Genomic DNA, 24,327 nt, shown 5'->3' with positions numbered 1-24,327 from the left:
AGTTATTTACAAAAAACTAGGAGAATAATTAAATGATCAAACCAAACTGGGATAATTTTAAAGCTAAATTTAATGAGAATCCTCAAGATAATTTTGAGTGGTTTTGCTACTTGTTGTTCTGTCAAGAGTTCAAAATACCCGCAGGTATATTTAGATATAAGAATCAATCTGGTATCGAAACTAATCCGATAACCAAAGATAATGAACTTATCGGTTGGCAAGCTAAATTCTATGACACAAAATTGTCGGATAACAAAGCTGATCTTATAGAAATGATTGGGAAAAGCAAAAAGGCTTATCCAGGATTAAGTAAGATCATTTTCTATACCAATCAAGAGTGGGGGCAGGGGAGAAAGTCCCATGAACCTGAAGACGAGAAGAGTGCTGATAATTCTCTGGAAAATATCGGAAATAGTAACGATCCAAAAATAAAAATTGAAGTTGATCAGAAAGCATATGAGTCGGGTATCGAAATCGTATGGAGAGTTGCTAGTTTTTTTGAATCACCGTTTGTAATAGTTGAGAATGAAAAGATTGCAAAACATTTTTTCTCCCTCAATGAAAGCATCTTTGATTTATTAGAAGAAAAGCGCAAGCACACAGAAAATGTTTTATATGAAATTCAAACCAATATAGATTTCAAAGACAGAAGTATTGAAATTGACAGACGACATTGCATAGAAATTCTATATGAGAATCTAGTTCAGAAAAAAATTGTCATCGTCAGCGGAGAGGGTGGAGTTGGAAAAACAGCAGTTATCAAAAAAATTTATGAAGCAGAAAAACAATGCACTCCTTTCTATGTCTTTAAGGCTAGCGAATTTAAAAAGGACAGCATTAATGAGCTATTCGGTGCGCATGGCTTAGACGATTTCTCTAATGCTCATCAAGACGAATTACGTAAAGTCATAGTCGTAGATTCTGCTGAAAAGCTTTTAGAACTGACCAATATCGATCCTTTTAAAGAATTCCTAACTGTTTTAATAAAGTATAAATGGCAGATTGTTTTCACAACCCGTAACAACTACTTGTCAGATCTGAACTATGCTTTCATAGATATTTATAAGATAACTCCTGAGAACTTAGTAATAAAGAACCTTGAACGCAGCGAGCTAATAGAGTTATCTGATAATAATGGATTTAGCCTTCCTCAAGATGTTCGATTATTAGAGCTAATCAAAAATCCATTTTATCTAAGTGAATATCTGAGGTTCTATACCGATGAAAGTATCGATTATGTGAGCTTCAAAGAAAAGCTTTGGAATAAGATTATTGTTAAAAATAAACCTTCTCGAGAGCAGTGTTTCTTAGCGACTGCTTTTCAGCGGGCTAGCGAGGGCCAATTTTTTGTCTCCCCGGCATGTGATACAAAAATTTTAGATGCGTTAGTTAAAGACGGAGTTATCGGCTATGAAGCTGCTGGTTACTTCATTACACATGATATATACGAGGAATGGGCATTAGAAAAGAAAATTTCCGTCGATTATATCCGTAAAGCGAACAATAATGAGTTCTTCGAAAAAATAGGAGAATCACTTCCTGTTCGCCGTAGTTTCCGGAATTGGATATCTGAACGATTGCTTTTAGATGACCAGACATTAAAGCCTTTTATCGCCGAAATAGTCTGTGGGGAAGGAATATCAAAATTTTGGAAAGATGAGTTATGGATAGCTGTCCTTCTTTCCGACAACTCAGATATGTTTTTTAATTTCTTTAAACGATATTTACTTGGTAATGACCAGAATTTTTTAAAAAGACTAACTTTCTTACTTAGGCTTGCTTGCAAGGATGTTGATTACGATCTCCTGAGACAGTTAGGGGTTAGTAATTCTGATCTGCTTTCCATTAAATATGTTCTTACCAAGCCAAAGGGAACTGGTTGGCATAGTGTGATCAAATTAATCCATGAAAATTTAGATGAAATCGGCGTCAGAAATATTAATTTTATACTTCCGGTGATTCAAGAGTGGAATCAAAAGAACAAAGTGGGTGAAACGACTCGATTATCTAGTTTGATAGCCCTAAAATATTATCAATGGACTGTAGAGGAGGATGTCTATTTATCCGGAAGGGGTAATGAGAAAAATATTTTGCATGCGATTCTTCATGGGGCGGCCATGATTAAACCTGAAATAGAAGAGGTTTTAGTTAAGGTTCTTAAAAATAGGTGGAACGAGCACGGTACCCCATATTTCGATCTTATGACTTTAATCCTTACAGACTTAGATTCACATCCGGTTTGGGCATCTCTCCCGGAATATGTTCTACAATTGGCAGATCTGTTCTGGTATCGGCCACTTAAAGAAAAAGGCGAACGTTATCACCGTATGGATATTGAAGATGAGTTCGGTCTATTTAGGTCTCATCATGACTATTATCCAGAAAGTCCATATCAGACTCCTATATATTGGTTGCTACAATTACAGTTCAAAAAAACAATAGATTTCATTCTTGATTTTACGAACAAGACAACGGTATGTTTTGCACACTCCCGCTTTGCTAAAAACGAAGTTGAAGAAGTTGAAGTTTTTATCGAAGACGGGAAGTTAATAAAGCAATATATATGCAATCGTCTATGGTGTTCATATCGAGGCACACAGGTCTCTGCCTACTTACTCTCATCAATTCATATGGCTTTGGAGAAGTTTTTCCTTGAGAAATTTAAAAATGCAGACTCAAAAGTACTGGAAAGTTGGCTTCTCTATTTGCTGAGAAATTCCAAGTCAGCTTCTATCTCCGCGGTAGTTACGAGTATTGTACTTGCATTTCCTGAGAAGTCATTCAATGTAGCTAAAGTGCTATTCCAAACAAAGGCTTTCTTCCATTTTGATATGAATCGAATGATTCTAGACAAAACACATAAAAGTTCATTAATCTCACTGAGGAATAGCTTTGGCGGTGCAAATTACAAAAACACTTTACACGAAGAAGATAGGATTAAGGCTTGTGATGATGTCCACAGAAATAATTATCTTGAAAATCTAGCTTTGCATTATCAAATATTCAGAAGTGAAAATATAACGGAGGAAGTTGTTAAGGAAAGACAACAAGTACTTTGGGATATTTTCGATAAATACTATAGCCAGTTTCCTGATGAATCACAAGAAACAGAAGTCGATAAAACGTGGAGGCTTTGCTTAGCGAGAATGGATCGGCGGAAGATGAAGATAACTACTAAGGAGAAAGATGAAGGGATTGAGATATTATTCAATCCTGAGATCGACCCTAAGCTAAAACAGTATAGTGATGAAGCAATCAAGAAAAATTCCGAACATATGAAGTATATGACGCTGAAGCTATGGGTAAGCTATAAAAGAGATAAGGATGAACGTCACAAGCTGTATGAAATGTATGAGAATAAACCGCAGGTTGTTTTACAAGAGACTAAGGAAATAATGTGTAAGCTTAATGAAAACAGTGATGACGATTTCCGCCTTTTAAATAGTAATATACCAGCGGATGTTTGTTCTATATTGCTATTAGAGCATTTTAACGAGCTAGCATATGAAGAAAGAGAATACTGTAAAGATATTGTTTTAGCGTATTCAAAGTTGCCTTTGTCGGACGGTTATAATTATCAGGCTCTTGATGGGACAACCTCTGCAATTTCAGCTTTATCTGTAGTTTACCATAATTACCCAATGGAAAGGGATACTATCAAAATAATATTACTATTAACGTTGTTTAATGATTATCCTACTGGAATGTTAGGGGGACGTTACTCCGTATTTCCTAGTATGGTGATTCATAAATTATGGAAAGACTATTTTGATGACATGCAGTCTTTATTGTTTGGTTTTTTGATTTTAAAGCCAAAGCATGTGGCTCTCGGAAGGGAAATTATTCATGAAAGGTATCGACAGGGCGACTATGATATCAAAAAAACGAATCTCAATGAGAGGTTCTTAAATGATTATGGACAATGCATATCAAATGTCATTGGTAATAAAATTTCTATAGATCATTTAGGAGATATGGAAAAGGTTGAACTACATATTTTGAATACTGCTTTTCATTTGATCCCAATTAATACTGTTAATATTGAGCATAAGCAATTGGTATCATTGATTGTTAAACATTTTTCTACAAGCCTATTATCGAGTGATCGGGAGGATAGAGTAGATTACGCTGTACGGCACTCATTCTTAGAAAGATTTGCCTATTTTACACTTCATACATCTGCGAGTGAACTCCCTGATTATTTAAAACCCTTTCTTGATGGTTTCAATGGTTCTGAACCTATTGCAGAATTATTTAAAGAATTTATTCTTGCCGAAGATCAATTAAATACTTATGCCAAATTTTGGCAGGTTTGGGATTTGTTTTTTGATAAGGTGGTTACTTTGTGCAAAGATGGAGATAGGTATTGGTATGTTGATAAAATTCTAAAAAGTTATCTTTTTGCTGAAACTTCTTGGAAAGAAAATTCTAATGGTTGGCACACATTTAAAGATAGCAACAGTCAATTCTTTTCCGATGTTTCTAAAACTATGGGTCATTGCCCTTCAACTTTATACTCTCTTGCTAAATCTTTGAATAATATTGCTGGTTGCTATCTTAATCAAGGTATAACCTGGCTTTCAGGGATATTGTCGGCTAATAAAGAGTTATGTGAAAAGAAATTGGAGAATGATACAGTTTATTATTTAGAATGTTTGGTTAGACGGTATATTAACACTGAGCGTGAGCGAATTAGACGAACAAAACAGTTGAAGGAAGAGGTTTTAGTAATATTGGAGTTTTTGGTGGAAAAAGGATCTGTTGTTGGTTATATGTCACGGGAAAATATTCTTTGATGTAGTAAAAGATAATGTTTTTAATTAGCTCTTTAGCAATTTAGGCTCCTGAGGTTGGAGCCTTTTTTGTTATCTAATAGATTAATTTTTTATAAGTCAATCAGTGAAACGCAGCAAGGCTCGTAGCTCTTGAATGTTCAATCCGTGATGAGTTCTTTGATTACCACATAAATAACAAGAACAAGCACAAGGAGTGCAGTAAATTTTCCCTACAACTTTTGCTGTTTTAGCCACCGCAGTTCGATATGTTTTTCTCTTAAATTTTAATCGAGATATATGATGACGACGCCATGCCCGATTTCTAACCATTTCCATTCGCTCCAATTTTCTAACGCGGCGTCATACCGCGCCCTTATCAATCTCTGGAGTTCGATATCAACCTGATTTTTCACGTATACCTCGGTATATATCAATAGGATGGAATATTATATCACTATCTAGCAGATAAAAGTGTGTATTGTCATAAATTGTGTCATCTAGACTCCATGTCGTCAGCTGTGGTGCAAGTCAATCTATGGATTGATAGCCCCCAATTTTCTCCTAGCTCTAGGAGGAATTATCTTGTAGCGTTTTAATAAAATTTGTAGTGGTTCAATGAATCTAGAAACGGAGTGCCTTAAAGTTCTAATTGGGGCAATGACTATCTCGTTGCATGGTCATTGTAATACATTATAGAAATATTGGGGACTTACATAGCCCAATCCTAACTTGAGATTGTTACATGAACCTAGACTTTGACAAGCTGAACGCTGGTATCGGTGCAAAACAAACTGACCCGAGAAAAATCTTTACGACGCTTAAGCGAGACGCTCGTTTCAAGCGGCCATTGGATGAACAGGCGGACGTACTTGACGTTTGGTATGCACGGAGGCAGGCCAAAGATTTGACGCTGAAGATGAATACCGGCGGTGGTAAGACTGTGGTGGGCCTGCTGTGCTTGCAGAGCTCCCTCAACGAAAACGTCAAGCCCGCAGTATACATTACGCCCGATAGTTTCCTTGTCAATCAGGTACTAGATGAGGCTAAGGCGCTCGGCATTCCCGCAACAGACGATGAGAAGGATCCAGATTTCCTTGCTGGACGTGCCATCCTTGTTGCCAATGTGTGGAAGTTATTCAATGCAAGATCGGTTTTTGGGGTCGGACAGAAAAAGATCCCGATAGGCTGTGTTGTTGTCGATGATGCACATGCATGTCTTAGCGTGGTCCACGACCAGTTCTCGATAAAGGCAGATGTTGGCACACCGGTGTACGACGACCTTCTGAACCTTTTTGAGAACGACTTGGATAAACAGTCCCCTACTGGGCTGCTCGACGTGCAGGCTCTAGATCCTAGCATTGTAATGGAAGTGCCATACTGGGCTTGGCAGTCTAAACAAAAGGAAGTAATCGCGTTGCTTCATGCACAACGGAATTCTGCAGAGTTGGAATGGAGTTGGCCCTTGTTGCGCGATTGTATCCCGCTCTGCACCTGCCTTTTCGGCGGCGGTAAACTAGAAATCGCGCCGCATTTCATTCCGATCGACCGCATTCCATCCTTCGCAACTGCTCAGCGAAGAATCTATATGACGGCCACCTTAGCTGACGACACGATCCTCGTGAGTCACTTTGGGGCATTGGCGGACGAGGTAGTTAAGCCGATCCGACCTAAAGGGGGCGGAGATATTGGAGACCGAATGATTCTTGCCCCACAGGAGATCAATCCGGACTTCAAAATGGAGGAGATCCGCGAACTTGTGTCAGATATCGCAAAGGATCTGAACGTAGTAGTTATCGTACCCTCTAAAGAACGCGCGAAATTCTGGAAAGATTCTGCTTATCAGATACTTAACAAAGATAACATTCAGGCTGGAATACAGCGTCTCAAGGACGGTTTTGTAGGCCTAACCGTACTAATTAATAAATACGACGGTATCGATTTGCCAGGAAAGGCTTGTGAGTTGCTCGTCATTGATGGCTTGCCGGAGGTTTACGGACTCGGTGAAAGGCGTGAAATGTTGCTGCTAGACGGAACCAAACGCCAACTTGTGCGCCAAGTTCAGAGAATTGAACAGGGAATGGGTCGTGGTGTACGTTCAAGTGACGATCATTGTGTCGTACTATTGCTTGGTGGCAGGTTGACGCAACGACTCCATCAACCCGAAGCTGAAACGATGTTTTCTTCAGCCACTCGTGCTCAGATTGAGCTCGGTAAAAGTGTGGCGGAGCAGTTGCGTGGACAATCGCTTGAGAAGCTGCAGGGTATTATGGGCCTATGCCTGACCCAAGATGACAACTGGGTACAGGCTGGCCGTAATGCGGTTGTGAATGCGCCACCTGTCGAAGGGGGACGGATTGACGATAATCAGGTCCTGTTGCGGGAGGCCTTCGATGCGGCCCGTGTGTCGCGATATGACATTGCTAAGAATAAGGCTCAGACAGCGGTGAATGCAGCAAGCGAGCGTCAGATCAAAGGCTATCTGAAGCAGCAGTTAGCGGCGTATACGAATTTCACTGACCCTTCACAGGCGCAGGAACTGCAACTGGCCGCGCTCAGCGATAACTATCGACTTCTTAAACCCTTGGCAGGAACGACTTATCACCGTCTCAGCGCACCCGCTAGCGGACAAGCGGCCGCAGCCGTTCAGTTCATGACGCGTTTTCTCGAAGGAAACGATCTCATCATATGGGTCAACGGGTTGTTAGACGATCTACAATGGGGAGAGGAAGGGTCGAAGCGGTTTGAGGCTGCCATTAAGGAATTAGGCATTTTTCTCGGTTTCGGATCCGAGAGGCCAGAAGACCTAGTGGGCAGAGGACCAGATAATCTTTGGGCTCTTGGCAACTCGAGGTATTTCGTGATTGAGTGCAAGAGCGGAGCTGTTCTGGCAGAAAGAATCTCCAAACATGACACGAACCAGTTAAATGGGTCCATCGTCTGGTTTGATGAAAAGTACGGTCACACTTGTACAAGGACTCCCATCTTGGTGCATCCTAAAACCATATTTGAACACGCGGCATCGCCCCATTCCGACATCCGAATAGTTAACGAACAAGGACTCAATAGGATGCGCAATGCGATACAAGCATATTCAATCTCGTTGGCGAGTAATGGTGGGTATGCCGACTCGCAAATCGTTCATAAGCAACTTAAACATCATAAACTTTCTGCTGAAGATATTGAGGCTTTGTGTACGGTAGCACAAGGTGCAAAGTGACGTAACTCACTTTACTTTGGCCCGCATTTGTTGCTTGGTGACATACGATTAAATTTAGCTTGCTAGCCGTCGTCAACTAGCCTTAACTGGTAAGTTGCATGCAAGTAGTTCTTGCATTCGGGCAGAATTGGCGAAGGTAGTTAAACTGTAAAGTTTGACAAGTATATGAAATTAATACCTTACAAAATTCATTACAGTTGAGCCTAGAAAAGTTCGCGGTTTAGGAAACAAGTGTTCAGTTTCTAACCTATCTAAGCGTTTGCTAAGGCCCAACTGTCTATTGAGTGTTAATAGACAAGGTATTAGGTAAACTTAACCGTTCTGATATCCAGACGCGTGAAAAACAAAAAACCCAGACAATGTCTGGGTTTTTTTATAACAGGCTATCAGGTAATCACCATCGGCCAGTCTGGCGGAGTGTGGCTCATGGCTTCAACCATCACCACTTTAATGTTTTCCCAGACGGCGGCAATGTCTACCAGCGTAATGCCAAGCAAACCTGTCGCGAACCAGCATGCGGCGCCCAACCCTAACAGGGTGCTAATCACAGCAAGACCTGCGTAGTCGGACTTTCGAAACTGAATGTTTAACGTGCTGGCCAGGAACATCAAAACCGCGCTCAACAACGGCCAGCGCAGGAGCACCATGCTGGTGGTAATGGTTGCCATAAAACCCATCCTCGACAAAACAGACGAACTGGAATGAAACAATGTTTCTCGTTACATAAGATGTGTGAACTATATCACATTTGCTGTTTTATTCGCCAGTATCCGCGTGAGGTAAAAGTGGGATTATTGCCGGGGAAAATATATCGTCGTCGCTCAGAACGACGTCTGGTCGGAATTTTTATTTTTATTTCATCCAGATAGTAAAACCTTTGCAAAACGCCATCGGCTGTATAGCGTTTACAGCAGTATATCTATGGATTATGCTTGTGTGGAACAATAAATGTACCCGCAAAAATAATTCATCGCATTGAATTAATTGACTTTTTTGGATTTTGTATTCTTTGTTTTACACTCGGCATGCTCTTTGATTTCGTGGTCTTATTCTTTTATTCAGATATGAATTATTGCGGTTGCTCTCTCGATTAATGACCTGCGAAAAGATAATGAAAGAAAAAAGACGCGAGATTATTAACGACAGCATGCAGGCGCTGCATGCCCTGGCGAAGCTGATGCCGCAACTCAACGCGCAGTGTTCGCCGGTTGAAATGCTGGAAATTATCAACAGCGCACTGGGGGCAAATCTCTCATGGGTCAGTGTCGAATCCGCAGACGGGCCGCGCGTGGTTTGTGCCGGCGACGTGACGTGTCACGCCTTTAACGTGGCGGATTTTCTTACCAGCACCCTGTTGCAGCGGCATCACCGCGCCTGGCGGGTGATCTACTGGAAAGAGCATATTGGCCGGGCGGTATTTTCCCCTCAGCACCCAGGCTATGCGCGGCTGCAAAGCGGCGTGCTGTGTAAATTCTCAGCGCATGGCAGACAGTGCAGTGGTTATTTCTTTTTGGCTTTTAATGAAAAACTGACCTCGTTGCCGATATTGAAAAATATCGTGGTGGTATTGGTTGAGAAGCTAAAAGATTATTTTGATGACATCATCGTGCGGGAAAAAACGGCGCAGGAAATGCAGCGCGTCGTCACGCAATATAAAACCTTATTTGAGCGTGCTCCGGTATTAATGAACGCCTTTGACAGGCATAACCGGTGTGTATTGTGGAATGCCGAATGCGAAAAAGTCTTTGGCTGGAGTATGACTGAAATCGGCGAGCATCCCGATCCGCTGGCCCTGTTTTACCCGGATCCTGAGGAGCGACAGCGCGTGCAGGAGTCGGTTCGTTTCGCACCACTTAAGGATATGTACGAATGGCACCCGGTGCGTAAAGACGGGACGCAGTTAACCATTCTCTGGTCAAACATCCTTTTGCCGGATAACTCCATTCTCAACATTGGCCTGGATATCACCGAACGTAAAAAAGCAGAACAGCAGCTGACCGTCAAAGCCACCACGGACGATCTGACGGGCTGTCTGAATCGCTCGACAATCTTACAGCGTCTCAAAATAGCGCTGGCAGCCAGTTCGCCGCAGGATGTCAGTAGCCACTTCTGTCTCCTGATGTTCGATCTCGATTATTTCAAGCAGATCAACGATCGGTGGGGACATCAGGTTGGCGATGCGGCATTGATCCACTTTTGCGACCGTATTCGCGAGGTGAGCCCGGCCGGGTCGGCGCTGGGACGGGTGGGGGGCGAAGAGTTTGTTCTTCTGCTGGCGCACACGGATGGTATGGCCGCTACGTTGCTCTCTTCCCGGCTGCGTGCCGCGCTGATCTCAAAACCGCTGCGTGTGGGCGATAAAACGCTGGTACTCTCTTTCAGCGCCGGGGTGGTTGAAGTCTGTCAGGGGCAACGGGATACTTCTGCCATACTGATGCGTGCCGATAAGGCATTATATGACGCCAAGCGTACGGGAAGAGGAAAAACGGTCCTGGCGTCTGATTATTTATAAATCAGCATAAGAACAAAGAGCAGGCTATTTCAGCCAGCGAATTTTCCACACCTGTCGCGGGTAATTATTTTCCTTATCAGAAACGAAATGAATACTTTTAGTTTGGCTTACGGGAAAATATTATCGGCATCACGAATTTTAGGATTTTTAATACCAAAAGTCAGTTGCTAACTTCCCATGATTCATGCAACGTAATCACCTGTTTATCAAAGCAGCCGGTCTTCATTGCTACAGGCGTACAACATGCAGGGATACAGAGCGGGAAATGAATCGTAGCGCGCTGCGCAACATGCTCAAAGTGGTCGGGATTATCATGGTAGTTATGCTGCCGGTGATGCTTGCGCTATGGTTTGCCCAGCTTAGAGCCGTGTCGGAAATCAGCGCCCAGCTGCGCACGTTTGCTGAACTTGCTTTAAACAAAACTGAACGGGTTATTCAACAGGTTGATCTGGCCCGGGAAGACGCGGAAAAATATCAGGGAAAAGTGTGTACGCCGGAGCATCGTCAATATATGTTGAACGTTTCCCGCGGTCGTCTTTTTGTTGCCGATTTAATTTATGCTGAAGGCCAGTCGTTTCTCTGCTCGACCCTTTTTACGCCGGATCATCCTTACACCATTCCCGCTGCCAATTACACACGTAAACCCGACGTTGCTATCTATTATTTTCGCGATACGCCATTTTTTGATGGTTATAAAATGATATATATGCAGCGCGGAAATTATGTCGCAGTGGTCAACCCGCTTTCGTACAGTGAGGTGATGTCAGACGATCGTTCCCTGTCGTGGGGGGTGTATGACACCGTCAGCAATGCATTCTTTTCTGTAAGCCAGAAAGCCAATATTTCTTTATTGCATTCGATGCTTCGACATCAGGAAACGACTTTTCAGAAAGGTGACCGTTTTTATACGATCGTGAAATCCGGGCAGCGGCCGATTGCGGCCATCGTTTCAACCTCCAGCGCCCGTTTTTATAAAACGCTTTATCATCAGGCTACCCTGACGCTACCGCTGGGGATAATTTGCAGCATTATTATTCTGCTGGTGTGGTCGCGTACACACCGTGAATTCAATTCGCCTGGCCGACTTCTGCACCGGGCGCTGAATAAACGCCAGCTGTGCGTCCATTATCAGCCCATTATTGATATTAAAAATAACCAGTGCGTGGGGGCAGAGGCGTTGTTGCGCTGGCCTGGATTCAATGGTCAGGTTATGAGCCCGGCGGAATTTATTCCCCTGGCAGAAAAAGAGGGGATGATTGAGCGCATTACGGATTACGTCGTGGAGGAGGTGTTCAGCGATCTGGGCCATTTTCTTGCCGCTCATCCCGATCTGTATGTCTCGATTAACCTGTCGGCGTCGGATTTTCACTCTTCGCGTCTTATCGCCCTGATCTCCGACAAAGCCCGCTTTTACTCGGTTCGCGCGCAGCAAATCAAAATTGAGGTGACGGAGCGGGGGTTTATTGACGTGCCAAAAACCACGCCGGTCATTCAGGCGTTTCGCCAGGCGGGGTATGAAGTGGCGATTGATGATTTCGGAACCGGCTACTCTAACCTGCATAACCTCTATTCGCTGAACGTCGATATCCTGAAAATCGACAAATCCTTTATCGATACCTTAACCACCAACAGCACCAGCCACCTGATTGCCGAGCACATCATTGAGATGGCGCAAAGCCTGCGGCTGAAAACCATTGCGGAAGGGGTCGAGACGGGGGAGCAGGTGAGCTGGTTGCTGAAGCGTGGCGTGCAGTATTGTCAGGGATGGCACTTCGCGAAAGCGATGCCGCCCCAGGCATTTATGGCCTGGCAGCAGCAACCCTTGCGTTAACACGCATTAATTAAGCTGATGGCGGTAGTCGCTCGGCGTACGGTCAAACTCGCGGCGGAAGACGCGGGAAAAGGTCTGCTGCGACACATAGCCCAGATCCATTGCGATATCAAAAATGGGCCGCTGCGTGGAGCGTAACGCCTGCGCCGCCAGCAGGAGCCTGCGCTGGCGAATGTAATCACCCAGCGTTTGATGCATTACGGTGCGGAACATTCTCTGTAAATACCATTTCGAATAGCCCGACTTCTTAGCGACCACATCAATGTTCAACGGCTGGTCGATATGTTCATCAATCCATTCAATAAGTGTCTGAATAATTTGCTGATGCGACATAAGGTTACCCCTCTGTGGAGACATCTGTCCTGGTTGATTCGTCGTTTTCTCTGCGGGGGAGTATAATTCCTCAAGTTAACTTGAGGTAAAGAGGTTTTATGGAAAAGAGATTACCGCGCATCAAAGCGCTGTTAACCCCCGGTGAAGTGGCTAAGCGAAGCGGTGTGGCGGTGTCGGCACTCCACTTCTATGAAAGCAAAGGGTTAATAAAAAGTATCCGTAACGCCGGAAACCAGCGGCGCTACACCCGCGATGTGCTCCGCTACGTGGCGATCATCAAAATTGCGCAACGTATCGGCATTCCTCTGGCCACCATCGGTGACGCGTTCGGCGTATTGCCGGAAGGGCACTCGCTGAGCGCGAAGGAGTGGAAGCAGCTGTCGTCCCAGTGGCGAGAAGAGCTGGATCGTCGTATTCACACGCTGGTGGCCCTGCGCGATGAGCTGGACGGCTGCATTGGTTGCGGGTGTTTATCACGCAGCGATTGTCCGCTACGTAACCCGGGTGACAGGCTGGGCGAGCAGGGAACGGGGGCGCGGTTGCTGGAGGAGGATTGAGAGGTGTTTGCCGGGTGGCGCTTCGCTTACCCGGCCTACGCTCTCGGTTTTGCAGGCCGGGTAAGGCGCAGCCGCCACCCGGCAATAAGCATAAAGAACTAAAGCGCCACTAAGGGCGCTTTAGTTTTTTCCGGTCTTTGTCTTTCTCTCTATCCCGCTGGCTCACGGGAGGGTTTCCCCCGACATCAGTACCCCTCGTGTCGAGCTTGTGGAGGAGGTTCCGGTTTGTACTGACACTTTAATTCTATGCCCGGCCGCCGTTTTTGCCACCGGAGACGGTGAGATTTTAGCCGAATTTTTTTCGTGAAGTTGTTCAGTTTTCTATAGTTAAAAAGTATGAATCACCGGAGAACATCATGCTAACGGTCCACCACCTTAATCAGTCTCGTTCACATCGCGTCCTCTGGGCGCTGGAAGAGCTGGGTCTGACGTATGAGATTGTGCGCTACCAGCGCGAGAAATCCATGCTTGCACCGGATTCGCTCAAAAAAGTGCATCCGCTGGGGAAATCCCCGGTACTGGAAGATAACGGACTGGTGCTGGCCGAATCAGGCGCGATTCTGGAATATCTTCAGGAAACGTACGATTCGGCGTCACGATTCAAACCGTTAGATCCCGCCCATAAAGTGCAGTATCGCTTCTGGCTGCATTACGCCGAAGGGTCTTTGATGCCGCTACTGTTAATGAAGCTGGTGTTTAACAGCCTCGGCAAACCACCCGTCCCGTTTGGCCTGCGCACGCTGGGTAAGGCGCTGGGGCAGGGGGTGCAAAAAGCGTATCTCAACCGCCAGCTGGAAACGCATGCGCGCTTTATTAACGATCATCTTGCCGAAAACAGCTGGTTTGCCGGCGACACGCTGACCATGGCTGATATCCAGATGAGTTTTCCCCTCTTCGCCCTGCTGGCGAGAGGCGGCATTGACAATCTCGACCACATAGCGGCGTGGAAACAGAGAGTGGAGGCACGTCCGGGCTGGCAGACAACGCTTGCGAAAGGCGGCCCGCTGACAATCCCCGGCGAGGGATGAAATGTAACGAAATTGCGCATGGACGATAACGTTTGCGCATCCTCTGCTTAATTCTTCATCGTCATGAGGCAATTTTAGCGAAAAACGAGAAAGTTCAGTTGAAAAGGGCGGGTATTAGGCTAGATAATCGTTTGCCTACATTTGACCACCCGTTTTGTAAGCGCGGAGCTAAACGTTTGCTTTTTTTGTGACGCCCCTTTCGTCGCAAACGCAGCACAAGGATTTGACGTTTCGCTGGCAGTGGAGTCTCCACCACGCTTACGGACTTTCAATAAAAATTTTCAGGGGATGTTTTCTATGTCTACGCCATCTGCGCGTACCGGCGGTTCACTTGACGCCATGTTTAAAATTTCTGCTCGCGGCAGCACCGTGCGCCAGGAAGTTGTTGCCGGTCTGACCACGTTTCTGGCGATGGTGTACTCCGTCATCGTGGTGCCAGGCATGCTCGGCAAAGCGGGCTTCCCGCCAGCGGCGGTCTTCGTTGCCACCTGCCTGGTTGCGGGTGTGGGTTCGATTGTGATGGGCCTGTGGGCGAACCTGCCGCTGGCGATCGGGTGCGCCATCTCCCTGACCGCGTTTACCGCCTTCAGCCTGGTGCTGGGCCAGCATATCAGCGTCCCGGTAGCGCTCGGCGCCGTGTTCCTGATGGGCGTGCTGTTCACCGTAATTTCAGCAACCGGCATTCGTAGCTGGATTTTGCGCAACCTGCCGCAGGGCGTGGCGCACGGCACCGGCATCGGTATTGGCCTGTTCCTGCTGCTGATCGCTGCCAACGGCGTGGGTCTGGTCATCAAGAACCCGCTGGACGGCCTGCCGGTTGCGCTGGGTAACTTCGCGAGCTTCCCGGTGATCATGTCGCTGGTGGGTCTGGCGGTGATCATTGGCCTGGAAAAACTGAAAGTGCCGGGCGGCATTCTGCTGACCATTATCGGCGTGTCCATCGTCGGCCTGATCTTCGACCCGACCGTTCATTTCTCCGGGATTTTCGCCATGCCGTCGCTGAGCGATGACAACGGTAACTCCCTGATTGGCAGCCTGGATATTGTGGGCGCGCTGAACCCGGTGATCTTGCCAAGCGTGCTGGCGCTGGTAATGACCGCGGTGTTTGATGCCACGGGCACCATCCGCGCAGTGGCCGGTCAGGCTAACCTGCTGGATAAAGACGGACAGATTATTGACGGCGGCAAAGCGCTGACCACCGACTCCCTGAGCAGCGTTTTCTCTGGCCTGGTGGGTGCGGCGCCTGCGGCGGTGTACATTGAGTCCGCAGCGGGTACGGCGGCAGGCGGTAAAACCGGCCTGACGGCCATCACCGTTGGCGTGCTGTTCCTGCTGATCCTGTTCCTCTCTCCGCTCTCTTATCTGGTGCCGGCTTACGCGACCGCACCTGCGCTGATGTACGTCGGCCTGCTGATGCTGAGCAACGTGGCGAAAATCGACTTCGCGGATTTTGTTGATGCCATGTCCGGCCTGATCACTGCGGTATTCATCGTGCTGACCTGTAACATCGTGACCGGCATTATGATCGGTTTCGCCTCGCTGGTGATTGGGCGTCTGGTCTCCGGTGAGTGGCGTAAGCTGAACATCGGTACCGTGGTCATCGCCGTTGCGCTGGTGGCGTTTTACGCGGGCGGCTGGGCCATCTGAATTGACTTTTTATGCGAAAACGGGTGGCTCAGGCCGCCCGTTTTTATTTTCAGGACTCATCCTGTTGCCTTTTACGTTACTCTGGAGAGGATAGAATAAGAGGCACGACGCCTCAGGTTTGGCATATAAGAAACACAGCAAACAGGGAACGCATGGAAATTTTCTTCACAATACTCATCATGACCCTTGTGGTCTCATTATCCGGGGTGGTTACACGCGTACTGCCCTTCCAGGTCCCCCTGCCTTTAATGCAAATAGCTATCGGTGCGCTGCTGGCGTGGCCGACGTTCGGTCTGCACGTGGAGTTCGATCCGGAACTGTTCCTCGTGCTGTTTATCCCGCCGCTGCTGTTTGCCGATGGCTGGAAAACGCCGACGCGCGAATTTCTGGAGCACGGGCGAGAGATCTTCGGCCTGGCGCTGGCGCTGGTGGTGGTCACCGTGGTCGGGATTGGTTTTCTGATCTACTGGGCCGTACCGGGGATCCCGCTCATACCCGCCTTTGCGCTGGCCGCCGTGCTGTCGCCTACCGACGCCGTGGCGCTGTCCGGCATTGTGGGCGAAGGGCGCATTCCAAAGAAAATCATGGGCATTTTGCAGGGCGAGGCGCTGATGAACGACGCCTCTGGCCTGGTCGCCCTGAAGTTTGCCGTGGCGGTTGCCATGGGCACCATGGTCTTTACCGTCGGCGGTGCGACCCTGGAATTCTTCAAGGTGGCGATTGGCGGTATCCTCGCGGGCTTTGTGGTGAGCTGGCTGTACGGACGCTCGCTGCGCTTCCTCAGCCGCTGGGGTGGCGACGAACCCGCTACGCAGATCGTCCTGCTGTTCCTGCTGCCGTTTGCCTCTTACCTGATTGCCGAACACATCGGCGTGTCGGGTATTCTGGCGGCGGTAGCCGCGGGGATGACCATCACCCGCTCCGGCGTTATGCGCCGCGCGCCGCTGGCGATGCGCCTGCGTGCGAACAGTACCTGGGCCATGCTCGAGTTTGTGTTTAACGGCATGGTGTTCCTGCTGTTGGGTCTGCAACTGCCGGGCATTATGGAATCCTCGCTGATTGCAGCCGAAGCGGATCCAAACGTTGAAGTCTGGATGCTGTTTACCGATATCGTGCTCATCTACCTTGCGCTGATGCTGGTGCGTTTCGGCTGGCTGTGGACGATGAAGAAATTCAGCGTTCGCTTCCTGACCAAAAAGCCGATGGAGTTCGGCTCGTGGACCACGCGCGAGCTGCTGATTGCCTCTTTCGCGGGCGTGCGCGGGGCGATCACCCTTGCTGGTGTGCTCTCCATTCCTCTGCTGCTGCCGACGGGTGACGTCTTCCCGGCGCGCTACGAGCTGGTGTTCCTGGCGGCGGGCGTGATCCTCTTCTCCCTGTTTGTCGGCGTGATTATGCTGCCGATTCTGCTGCAACATATTGACGCGGGTGACTCCTCGCAACAGCACAAAGAAGAGCGGATTGCCCGTGCGGCGACGGCGGAAGTGGCGATTGTCGCCATCGAGAAGATGGAGGAGCGTCTGGCCGCCGATGCCGAAGAGAACATTGATAACCAGCTGCTGAAGGAAGTCAGTTCACGCGTGATCGGTAATTTGCGTCGCCGTGCTGACGGACGTAACGACGTGGAAAGTTCGTTGCAGGAAGAGAACCTCGAACGCCGTTTCCGCCTGGCGGCGCTGCGCTCCGAGCGTGCCGAGCTGTATCACCTGCGCGCCACGCGGCAGATCAGCAACGAGACGCTGCAAAAGCTGCTGCACGATCTGGATCTGCTGGAAGCGTTGTTGATTGAGAATCAGTAGCGCTGTAATTGCCCGGTGGCGCTGCGCTTACCGGGCCTACGTGCTCGATCGGTACCCTCTCCCTGTGAGAGAGGGTACCCAAAACCCCTCACAACATTGCAACCACGCCTGTGCGCTGTGCGACAGATAGACCCCTTCACGCCAGATCATCCCCAGCTGCCAGTGCAGGTCGCTCTCCAGCGGGATCCAGCGCAGCGTATTTTTATCCAGCCGCTCGCAGATCGGCTGCGGCAGAATGGCAATCCCCACGCCCGCCTGTACCATCGCCGCCAGAAAATCCCACTGGCCGCTGCGCACCGCAATGCGCGGCTTCACGTTATGCTGGTTAAACAGCGCCATCAGCTGGCGGCTTAAGGCAAAATCTTCGTTGTAAATAAGCAGAGGGTGCTCGCCGAGCAGCTCGGGTTTTACTGACTCAATCTTCAGCCAGTCGCCGGAGCGCGGAACCAGCACGCACAGCGGGTGGCTGAACAGAGGCAGCGTCGCCAGGCCGCTTTCCTCCTCCACGGGAAGGGCGGTCATGGCCACGTCCAGTTCACCGTTCATCACCGCCTGCTGCACGGTCAGGCCGCCAAATTCAGAAATTTTTAGCTCAACGCCGGGATAGCGCTGACGAAACAGGCTTATCGGACCGGCCATCATCATGCCGACCATCGGCGGAATACCGAGCCGCAGCAGCCCTTTTGTCAGATGGTTGATGTCCCCAAGCTCGGCCTCCAGCTGGCGGAACTCCGCCAGAATTGCCAGCCCGCGCTCGAACACCACGCGACCGGTATCGGTCAGCAGCAGCTTGCGCCCGTCGCGGATCAGCAGGGTACAGTTCAGCTCATCTTCGAGGTTTTTCAGCATCTTGCTGATGGTTGGCTGGGTTACGAATAACTTCTCCGCTGCGCGGGTAAAACTTTGCTGGCGAACCACCTCGACAAAATAGCGCAGCGTTCTTATGTCCATGATTATTCCTCGAAACTATACCTTCGATGATTTTAATTCATTTCAGTCGATACCGTACGCTCACTATACTGGCGCCTCGTCTCATTTCTGAGGAAAACCCCCATGGCCGTGGCGTTAAGCCGTGTTACGCCTGCCGTTGTTCAACGACTCCAGGTACCGGTTCAGGTACTGCTTTACGCGGGACTGTTTGTTTTCGCGGAATATCTTGTCGACTGGCTGCATCTGCCTTTACCCGCCAACCTGGTGGGGATGGTGCTGTTGCTGACGCTGATCCTCTGTCGCGCGTTGCCCCTTAGCTGGGTGCGGGCCGGCGCACGCTGGTTGCTGGCGGAGATGCTGCTGTTCTTTGTGCCGGCCGTGGTGGCGGTGGTGAACTATGCCCAGCTGCTGATGGTCGACGGCTGGCGCATCTTTGCGGTTATCGCCCTGAGCACGCTGATGGTGCTGGGCGCCACTGCCTGGGTGGTGGATAAAGTGTATCGCTTTGAAATCAGCAGGCAGACGCATGACTAACTTTCAGATAAGCGTGCTGTGCCTGATTGCGACAGTCGTCATCTACTTTGCCAACAAGCGCCTGTATCGCCGCTTTCGCGCGCTGCCGCTGATGCCGCTGGTCTTTACGCCGATCCTGCTGGTGCTGATGCTGGTCTTCGGCCATATCTCCTGGCAGAACTACATTGGCGAATCCCACTGGCTGCTGTGGCTGCTTGGCCCGGCGACCATCGCCTTCGCCGTACCCGTTTATGACAACCTCGCTATTATCCGACGCCACTGGATGTCGCTCAGCGCGGGCGTCGTCACCGCGACGGTGGTGGCGGTGTGCAGCTCGGTCTGGCTGGCGCGGCTGTTTACCCTGTCGGATGAAATCCAGCGCAGCCTGGCGGTGCGTTCGGTGACCACACCGTTTGCGCTGGCAGCCGCCAAACCGCTCGGTGGCCAGCCGGATCTGGTGGCGCTGTTTGTGGTGGTGACGGGCGTGTTCGGCATGGCAGTGGGGGATGTGCTGTTTCTGCGGCTTTCCATTCGCGAAGGGATGGCGAAAGGCGCGGGGTTTGGCGCGGCGTCGCACGGGGCGGGGACGGCACGTTCGTATGAGCTGGGACAGCAGGAGGGCGTTGTCGCGAGCCTGGTGATGATGCTTTCGGGCGTCACGATGGTGCTGATTGCGCCGCTGGTGGCGTGGGTGTTGTTTTAAGCTCCCCGGCCAGAGCGACCGGGGAGAAAAGGCTTAGTGCGCGCGGCCCTGCTCAACGCCCAGGCCGGTTTGCGAGCGGATAAACTGGGCGCGGAATTTTTCACGCTCCAGGTTACCCTCCGGTGAATTATCGGTGGCAGAGAAGATCCAGATCCCGATAAACGCCACGGCAATGGAGAACAGCGCCGGGTATTCATACGGGAAGATAGCGCTTTCGTGACCGAGGATCTGCACCCAGATGGTCGGGCCGAGGATCATCAGAATCACCGCCGTCAGCAGGCCCAGCCAGCCGCCGATCATCGCCCCACGGGTGGTCAGTTTTGACCAGTACATGGAGAGCAGAATGATCGGGAAGTTACAGCTTGCCGCAATCGAGAAGGCCAGCCCGACCATAAAGGCGATGTTCTGCTTCTCGAACAAAATCCCCAGCAGGATGGCGACGACCCCCAGCACCAGCACGGTGATTTTGGAGACTTTCAGCTCATCGCGCTCGCTTGCGCCTTTGCGGAAGACGTTGGCGTAGAGGTCATGCGAAACCGCCGACGCGCCGGCCAGCGTCAGCCCTGCAACCACCGCGAGGATGGTGGCAAAGGCCACGGCAGAGATAAAGCCGAGGAACAGGTTGCCGCCCACCGCGTCGGCCAGATGCACCGCCGCCATGTTGTTACCGCCGATAAGCGCGCCCGCCGCGTCTTTAAACGCCGGGTTTGCCCCCACCAGCATGATTGCGCCGAAGCCGATGATAAAGGTCAGAATGTAGAAGTAGCCCATAAACCCGGTGGCGTAGAACACGCTTTTACGCGCTTCACGCGCATCTGACACCGTGAAGAAACGCATCAGGATATGCGGCAGGCCAGCGGTACCGAACATCAGGCCGAGACCGAGCGAGAGCGCGGATATCGGATCTTTCACCAGCCCGCCCGGGCTCATGATCGCTTCCCCTTTCGGGTGGACCGCCATCGCTTCGGTAAACAGATTATTGAAGCTGAACCCGACGTGCTTCATCACCATAAAGGCCATAAAGCTGGCGCCGAACAGCAGTAGTACCGCTTTGATGATCTGTACCCAGGTGGTGGCCAGCATGCCGCCGAACAGGACGTACATCACCATCAGCACGCCGACCAGCACCACCGCGACGTGGTAGTTCAGGCCGAACAGCAGCTCGATCAGTTTGCCCGCGCCGACCATCTGGGCGATCAGATAGAGTGCCACCACCACCAGCGAACCGCAGGCGGAGAGGGTACGAATCGGCCCCTGCTTCAGGCGATAGGAGGCGACGTCAGCAAAGGTATAGCGCCCCAGGTTACGCAGGCGCTCGGCAATCAGGAACAGAATGATTGGCCAGCCCACCAGGAACCCGAGGGAGTAGATCAGGCCGTCATACCCGGAGGTGTACACCAGCGCGGAGATCCCGAGGAACGAGGCGGCGGACATAAAGTCCCCCGCTATCGCCAGCCCGTTCTGGAAGCCGGTAATGTTGCCGCCCGCGGTGTAGTAATCGTTACGGGAGCGTACGCGTTTCGACGCCCAGTAGGTGATGTACAGCGTCAGCACCACGAAAATCAGGAACATGATAATCGCCTGCCAGTTGGTTGGCTGGCGCTGAACCTCGCCGGTAAGGGCATCTGCCGCATGGGCAGCAAAGGGAAGTGTGGCGGCTAGCGCCGTCAGGACTCGCTTCATGATGCTTTTACCTCGCGCAGAACTTCTCTGTTAAGACGATCGAATTCACCGTTCGCACGCCAGACGTACACACCCGTGAGCACAAACGAAATGATGATCACGCCAATCCCAATCGGAATACCGCGCGTGACGCTGGTACCCTCATGCAGCGGGGTGCCCAGCCAGTGCGGCGCAAAGGCGATCAGCAGAATAAAGCCGACGTAGATAATCAGCATGATGATGGAAAGGATGAAGGCAAACCGTTGCCGTTTTTCGACGAGCTCCCTGTAGTGCGCACTATTCTCTATCTGCTGACAAATATCGTTATTCATCACAGAGTCTCCAGAAGTAAGGTTGGTTTGTTTTTATCCCCTCTCCCCTGTGGGGAGAGGGTGAGGGGAGGAAGGTGCGGTCTGATGCCCTCACCCCGGCCCTCTCCCACGGGGAGAGGGAGAAAACACTAGGAAGGCATTGCGATGGCCTGCTTCTCTTCGAGCAGTTTGTCCACCACGCCAGGATCGGCCAGCGTTGAGGTATCACCGAGGTTACTGGTGTCGCCCGCCGCGATTTTGCGCAGGATACGGCGCATAATCTTGCCGGAACGGGTTTTCGGCAGCGAGTCGGTCCAGTGCAGCACGTCCGGCGTGGCAAGCGGGCCGATCTCTTTACGCACCCAGTTGCGCACCTCGGTATACAGCTCTGGCGACGGCTCTTCGCCGTGGTTCAGGGTGACGTAGGCGTAGATCGCCTGGCCTTTGATGTTGTGAGGAATGCCGACAACCGCCGCTTCGGCAATTTTCGGATGCGACACCAGCGCAGACTCAATCTCCGCCGTGCCCAGACGGTGGCCGGAGACGTTCAGCACGTCGTCCACGCGTCCGGTGATCCAGTAATAACCGTCTTCATCCCGGCGCGCGCCGTCGCCGCTGAAGTACATGTTTTTGAAGGTCGAGAAGTAGGTCTGCTCGAAGCGCTCATGGTCGCCGAACAGGGTACGCGCCTGGCCAGGCCAGGAATCGACGATCACCAGGTTGCCCTCGGTAGCGCCTTCCTGCGGATTGCCTTCGTTGTCCACCAGCGCAGGCTGCACGCCGAAGAACGGACGGGTGGCCGAACCGGCTTTCAGCTGCGTGGCACCCGGCATCGGGGTGATCATGAAGCCGCCGGTTTCGGTCTGCCACCAGGTGTCCATCACCGGGCACTTCTCGTTGCCGATCTTCTTCCAGTACCACTCCCAGGCTTCCGGGTTGATCGGCTCGCCCACGGAGCCGAGGATGCGCAGGGAAGAGCGGTCGGTCCCTTCGATGGCTTTATCGCCTTCCGCCATTAGCGCACGGATCGCCGTTGGCGCGGTATAGAGAATGTTGACCTGATGCTTATCAACCACCTGGCACATACGCGCCGGGGTCGGCCAGTTCGGTACGCCTTCAAACATCAGCGTCGTTGCGCCGCAGGCCAGCGGGCCGTACAGCAGGTAGCTGTGACCGGTGACCCAGCCCACGTCGGCAGTACACCAGTAGATGTCGCCCGGATGATAGTCGAAAACGTATTTAAAGGTGGTGGCCGCATAGACCAGATAACCGCCGGTGGTATGCAGCACGCCTTTCGGCTTACCGGTGGAGCCGGAGGTATACAGGATAAACAGCGGATCTTCCGCGTTCATCTCTTCCGGCTGATGCTGGTCGCTCGCGTTTTCAATCAGATCGCTCCACCACAGGTCGCGCCCCTCGTGCCAGTCGATTTTGCCGCCCGTGCGCTTGAGGACAATGACGTTGTTGATGGATTTTACGTTCGGGTTTTTCAGCGCTTCATCAACGTTTTTCTTCAGCGGAATACCGCGCCCGGCGCGCACGCCCTCGTCAGCGGTGATCACCAGCTTCGAATTTGAGTCGACAATACGCCCGGCAACCGCCTCCGGCGAGAAACCGCCGAAGATAACGGAGTGGATCGCGCCGATGCGCGCGCAGGCCAGCATAGCCACGGCGGCTTCCGGCACCATTGGCATATAGATCGCCACCACATCGCCTTTTTTAATGCCCTGGGCCAGCAGCACGTTGGCAAAGCGGCACACGTCGCGATGCAGTTCTTTATACGAGATGTGTTTGCTCTGGGAGGCATCGTCGCCTTCCCAGATAATGGCCGTTTCGTTGCCTCGTTCAGCAAGATGGCGGTCCAGACAGTTTGCCGCCAGGTTCAGCGTGCCGTCTTCATACCATTTAATGGAGACGTTGCCCGGCGCGAAAGAGGTGTTCTTTACCTTCTGATAAGGTTTGATCCAGTCGAGGATGTGACCCTGCTCACCCCAGAACGCGTCAGGGCTGGAAACGGACTGCTGGTATTTCTCCTGGTACTGCTCCGGGCTTATCAGGCAACGGTCCGCAATGTTTGCGGGAATGTCGTGTTTGTGTATTTGGCTCATGGCTTTTTTTCTCCTTGTAAGATGTTAATAATATGTCGCAAAAACGTTAATAGTAGGGGCTTTACAAGCTTTGTTTAGTATTTGGGCGACAGATCACGCAATGTCTGAAGAGTATGAAAATTGAGCGAATGAAACTTTGAAGGGAAATAATTCATCTGAAGAATTATTCACTTTTTTGAAGTGAAAATATTTTGTATAACAAACGGTTATTTATGCGAATTGCTATAAATTACCGTCAATGACGCTTTTTGCAGTGAAATGCCTTGTTCTTTAAGGCTTGCGCAGCATGCCGTGCAAATGATACTCATACGGCGCGTTAAAAAATCCCATAAACCAACGCAACACAATTCATACCCTTTCAGTATGTCTCCATATTCATGCAGTTTTGATGGTACGGAGAT

16 protein-coding genes are annotated in these 24,327 nt (G+C 50.2%); 10 read left to right on the top strand and 6 right to left on the bottom strand.

Translation table 11 applies throughout. From position 1 onward, the window contains the following. Nucleotides 1-32: 32 nt before the first annotated feature. Both avs4 and SK58_RS00305 read left to right on the top strand, forming a co-directional pair. Nucleotides 33-4,796, top strand: coding sequence for an AVAST type 4 anti-phage nuclease Avs4 (avs4, locus tag SK58_RS00310; protein WP_048219194.1), 4,764 nt, complete (start codon nt 33-35; stop codon nt 4,794-4,796). Nucleotides 4,797-5,517: 721 nt separating this feature from the next. Beyond that, complete coding sequence (locus SK58_RS00305; protein WP_048219192.1) at nt 5,518-7,992, top strand: DEAD/DEAH box helicase; 2,475 nt, start codon at nt 5,518-5,520, stop codon at nt 7,990-7,992. 386 nt (nt 7,993-8,378) lie between these two features. On the opposite strand, the gene SK58_RS00300 is transcribed toward SK58_RS00305, so the two are convergent. After that, nucleotides 8,379-8,660 carry a YjcB family protein gene (locus SK58_RS00300; RefSeq protein WP_003860282.1) on the bottom strand — a complete coding sequence of 94 codons (282 nt, stop codon included), beginning with the start codon at nt 8,658-8,660 and terminating at the stop codon, nt 8,379-8,381. 443 nt (nt 8,661-9,103) lie between these two features. Here SK58_RS00300 and SK58_RS00295 point away from each other — a divergent pair, with 443 nt between their 5' ends. Together SK58_RS00295 and SK58_RS00290 are read left to right on the top strand one after the other, a co-directional pair. Further along, nucleotides 9,104-10,504 (top strand): sensor domain-containing diguanylate cyclase, encoded by a 1,401-nt coding sequence (locus SK58_RS00295; protein WP_048219189.1) that lies wholly within the window; start codon nt 9,104-9,106, stop codon nt 10,502-10,504. A 265-nt stretch (nt 10,505-10,769) separates the two neighbouring features. Further along, entirely contained in the window at nt 10,770-12,335 is a 1,566-nt protein-coding gene (locus SK58_RS00290) for an EAL domain-containing protein (RefSeq protein WP_015570189.1), read from the top strand. A 6-nt stretch (nt 12,336-12,341) separates the two neighbouring features. On the opposite strand, the gene soxS is transcribed toward SK58_RS00290, so the two are convergent. Then, complete coding sequence (gene soxS, locus SK58_RS00285; RefSeq protein WP_003860277.1) at nt 12,342-12,668, bottom strand: superoxide response transcriptional regulator SoxS; 327 nt, start codon at nt 12,666-12,668, stop codon at nt 12,342-12,344. A 98-nt stretch (nt 12,669-12,766) separates the two neighbouring features. On the opposite strand from soxS, the gene soxR reads away from it, so the two are divergent. The 4 genes from soxR (at nt 12,767) to SK58_RS00265 (ending at nt 17,699) form a co-directional block, all read left to right on the top strand. Continuing rightward, complete coding sequence (gene soxR / locus SK58_RS00280) at nt 12,767-13,225, top strand: redox-sensitive transcriptional activator SoxR (RefSeq protein WP_003860275.1); 459 nt, start codon at nt 12,767-12,769, stop codon at nt 13,223-13,225. Nucleotides 13,226-13,581: 356 nt separating this feature from the next. Next, nucleotides 13,582-14,253 carry a glutathione S-transferase family protein gene (locus SK58_RS00275; protein WP_017694715.1) on the top strand — a complete coding sequence of 224 codons (672 nt, stop codon included), beginning with the start codon at nt 13,582-13,584 and terminating at the stop codon, nt 14,251-14,253. Nucleotides 14,254-14,550: 297 nt separating this feature from the next. After that, nucleotides 14,551-15,900, top strand: coding sequence for a guanine/hypoxanthine transporter GhxP (gene ghxP / locus SK58_RS00270; RefSeq protein ID WP_023295766.1), 1,350 nt, complete (start codon nt 14,551-14,553; stop codon nt 15,898-15,900). A gap of 152 nt (nt 15,901-16,052) precedes the next feature. Further along, entirely contained in the window at nt 16,053-17,699 is a 1,647-nt protein-coding gene (locus tag SK58_RS00265) for a Na+/H+ antiporter (RefSeq protein ID WP_003860270.1), read from the top strand. Nucleotides 17,700-17,735: 36 nt separating this feature from the next. Here SK58_RS00265 and SK58_RS00260 read toward each other — a convergent pair whose 3' ends face one another. Beyond that, nucleotides 17,736-18,650, bottom strand: coding sequence for a LysR family transcriptional regulator (locus SK58_RS00260; protein WP_048219187.1), 915 nt, complete (start codon nt 18,648-18,650; stop codon nt 17,736-17,738). Between the two features lie 102 nt (nt 18,651-18,752). On the opposite strand from SK58_RS00260, the gene SK58_RS00255 reads away from it, so the two are divergent. Together SK58_RS00255 and SK58_RS00250 are read left to right on the top strand one after the other, a co-directional pair. Beyond that, a complete protein-coding gene (locus SK58_RS00255; RefSeq protein WP_032668810.1) occupies nt 18,753-19,163 on the top strand; it encodes a CidA/LrgA family protein in 411 nt (136 codons plus the stop codon). Next, nucleotides 19,156-19,845, top strand: coding sequence for an LrgB family protein (locus SK58_RS00250; RefSeq protein ID WP_048219185.1), 690 nt, complete (start codon nt 19,156-19,158; stop codon nt 19,843-19,845). The genes SK58_RS00255 and SK58_RS00250 overlap by 8 nt, the downstream gene beginning before the upstream one ends. A gap of 33 nt (nt 19,846-19,878) precedes the next feature. On the opposite strand, the gene actP is transcribed toward SK58_RS00250, so the two are convergent. The 3 genes from actP to acs all read right to left on the bottom strand — a co-directional run bounded on the left by actP (nt 19,879) and on the right by acs (nt 23,926). Beyond that, a complete protein-coding gene (gene actP, locus SK58_RS00245) occupies nt 19,879-21,528 on the bottom strand; it encodes a cation/acetate symporter ActP (RefSeq protein WP_017382634.1) in 1,650 nt (549 codons plus the stop codon). Then, nucleotides 21,525-21,839: a DUF485 domain-containing protein gene (locus SK58_RS00240; protein WP_017382635.1), complete on the bottom strand. Its 315-nt coding sequence runs from the start codon at nt 21,837-21,839 to the stop codon at nt 21,525-21,527. Before SK58_RS00240 ends, actP begins: the two co-directional genes overlap by 4 nt. A gap of 128 nt (nt 21,840-21,967) precedes the next feature. Beyond that, a complete protein-coding gene (acs, locus tag SK58_RS00235) occupies nt 21,968-23,926 on the bottom strand; it encodes an acetate--CoA ligase (protein ID WP_040117094.1) in 1,959 nt (652 codons plus the stop codon). Between the last annotated feature and the right edge of the window lie 401 nt (nt 23,927-24,327).

The organism is Enterobacter sp. BIDMC93 (genome assembly GCF_001037805.1).
Classification (GTDB): Bacteria; Pseudomonadota; Gammaproteobacteria; order Enterobacterales; family Enterobacteriaceae; genus Enterobacter; species Enterobacter hormaechei_C.
Note: the sequence above shows the minus strand (reverse complement) of the source record. Positions and strands in the feature narration are given on the sequence as shown.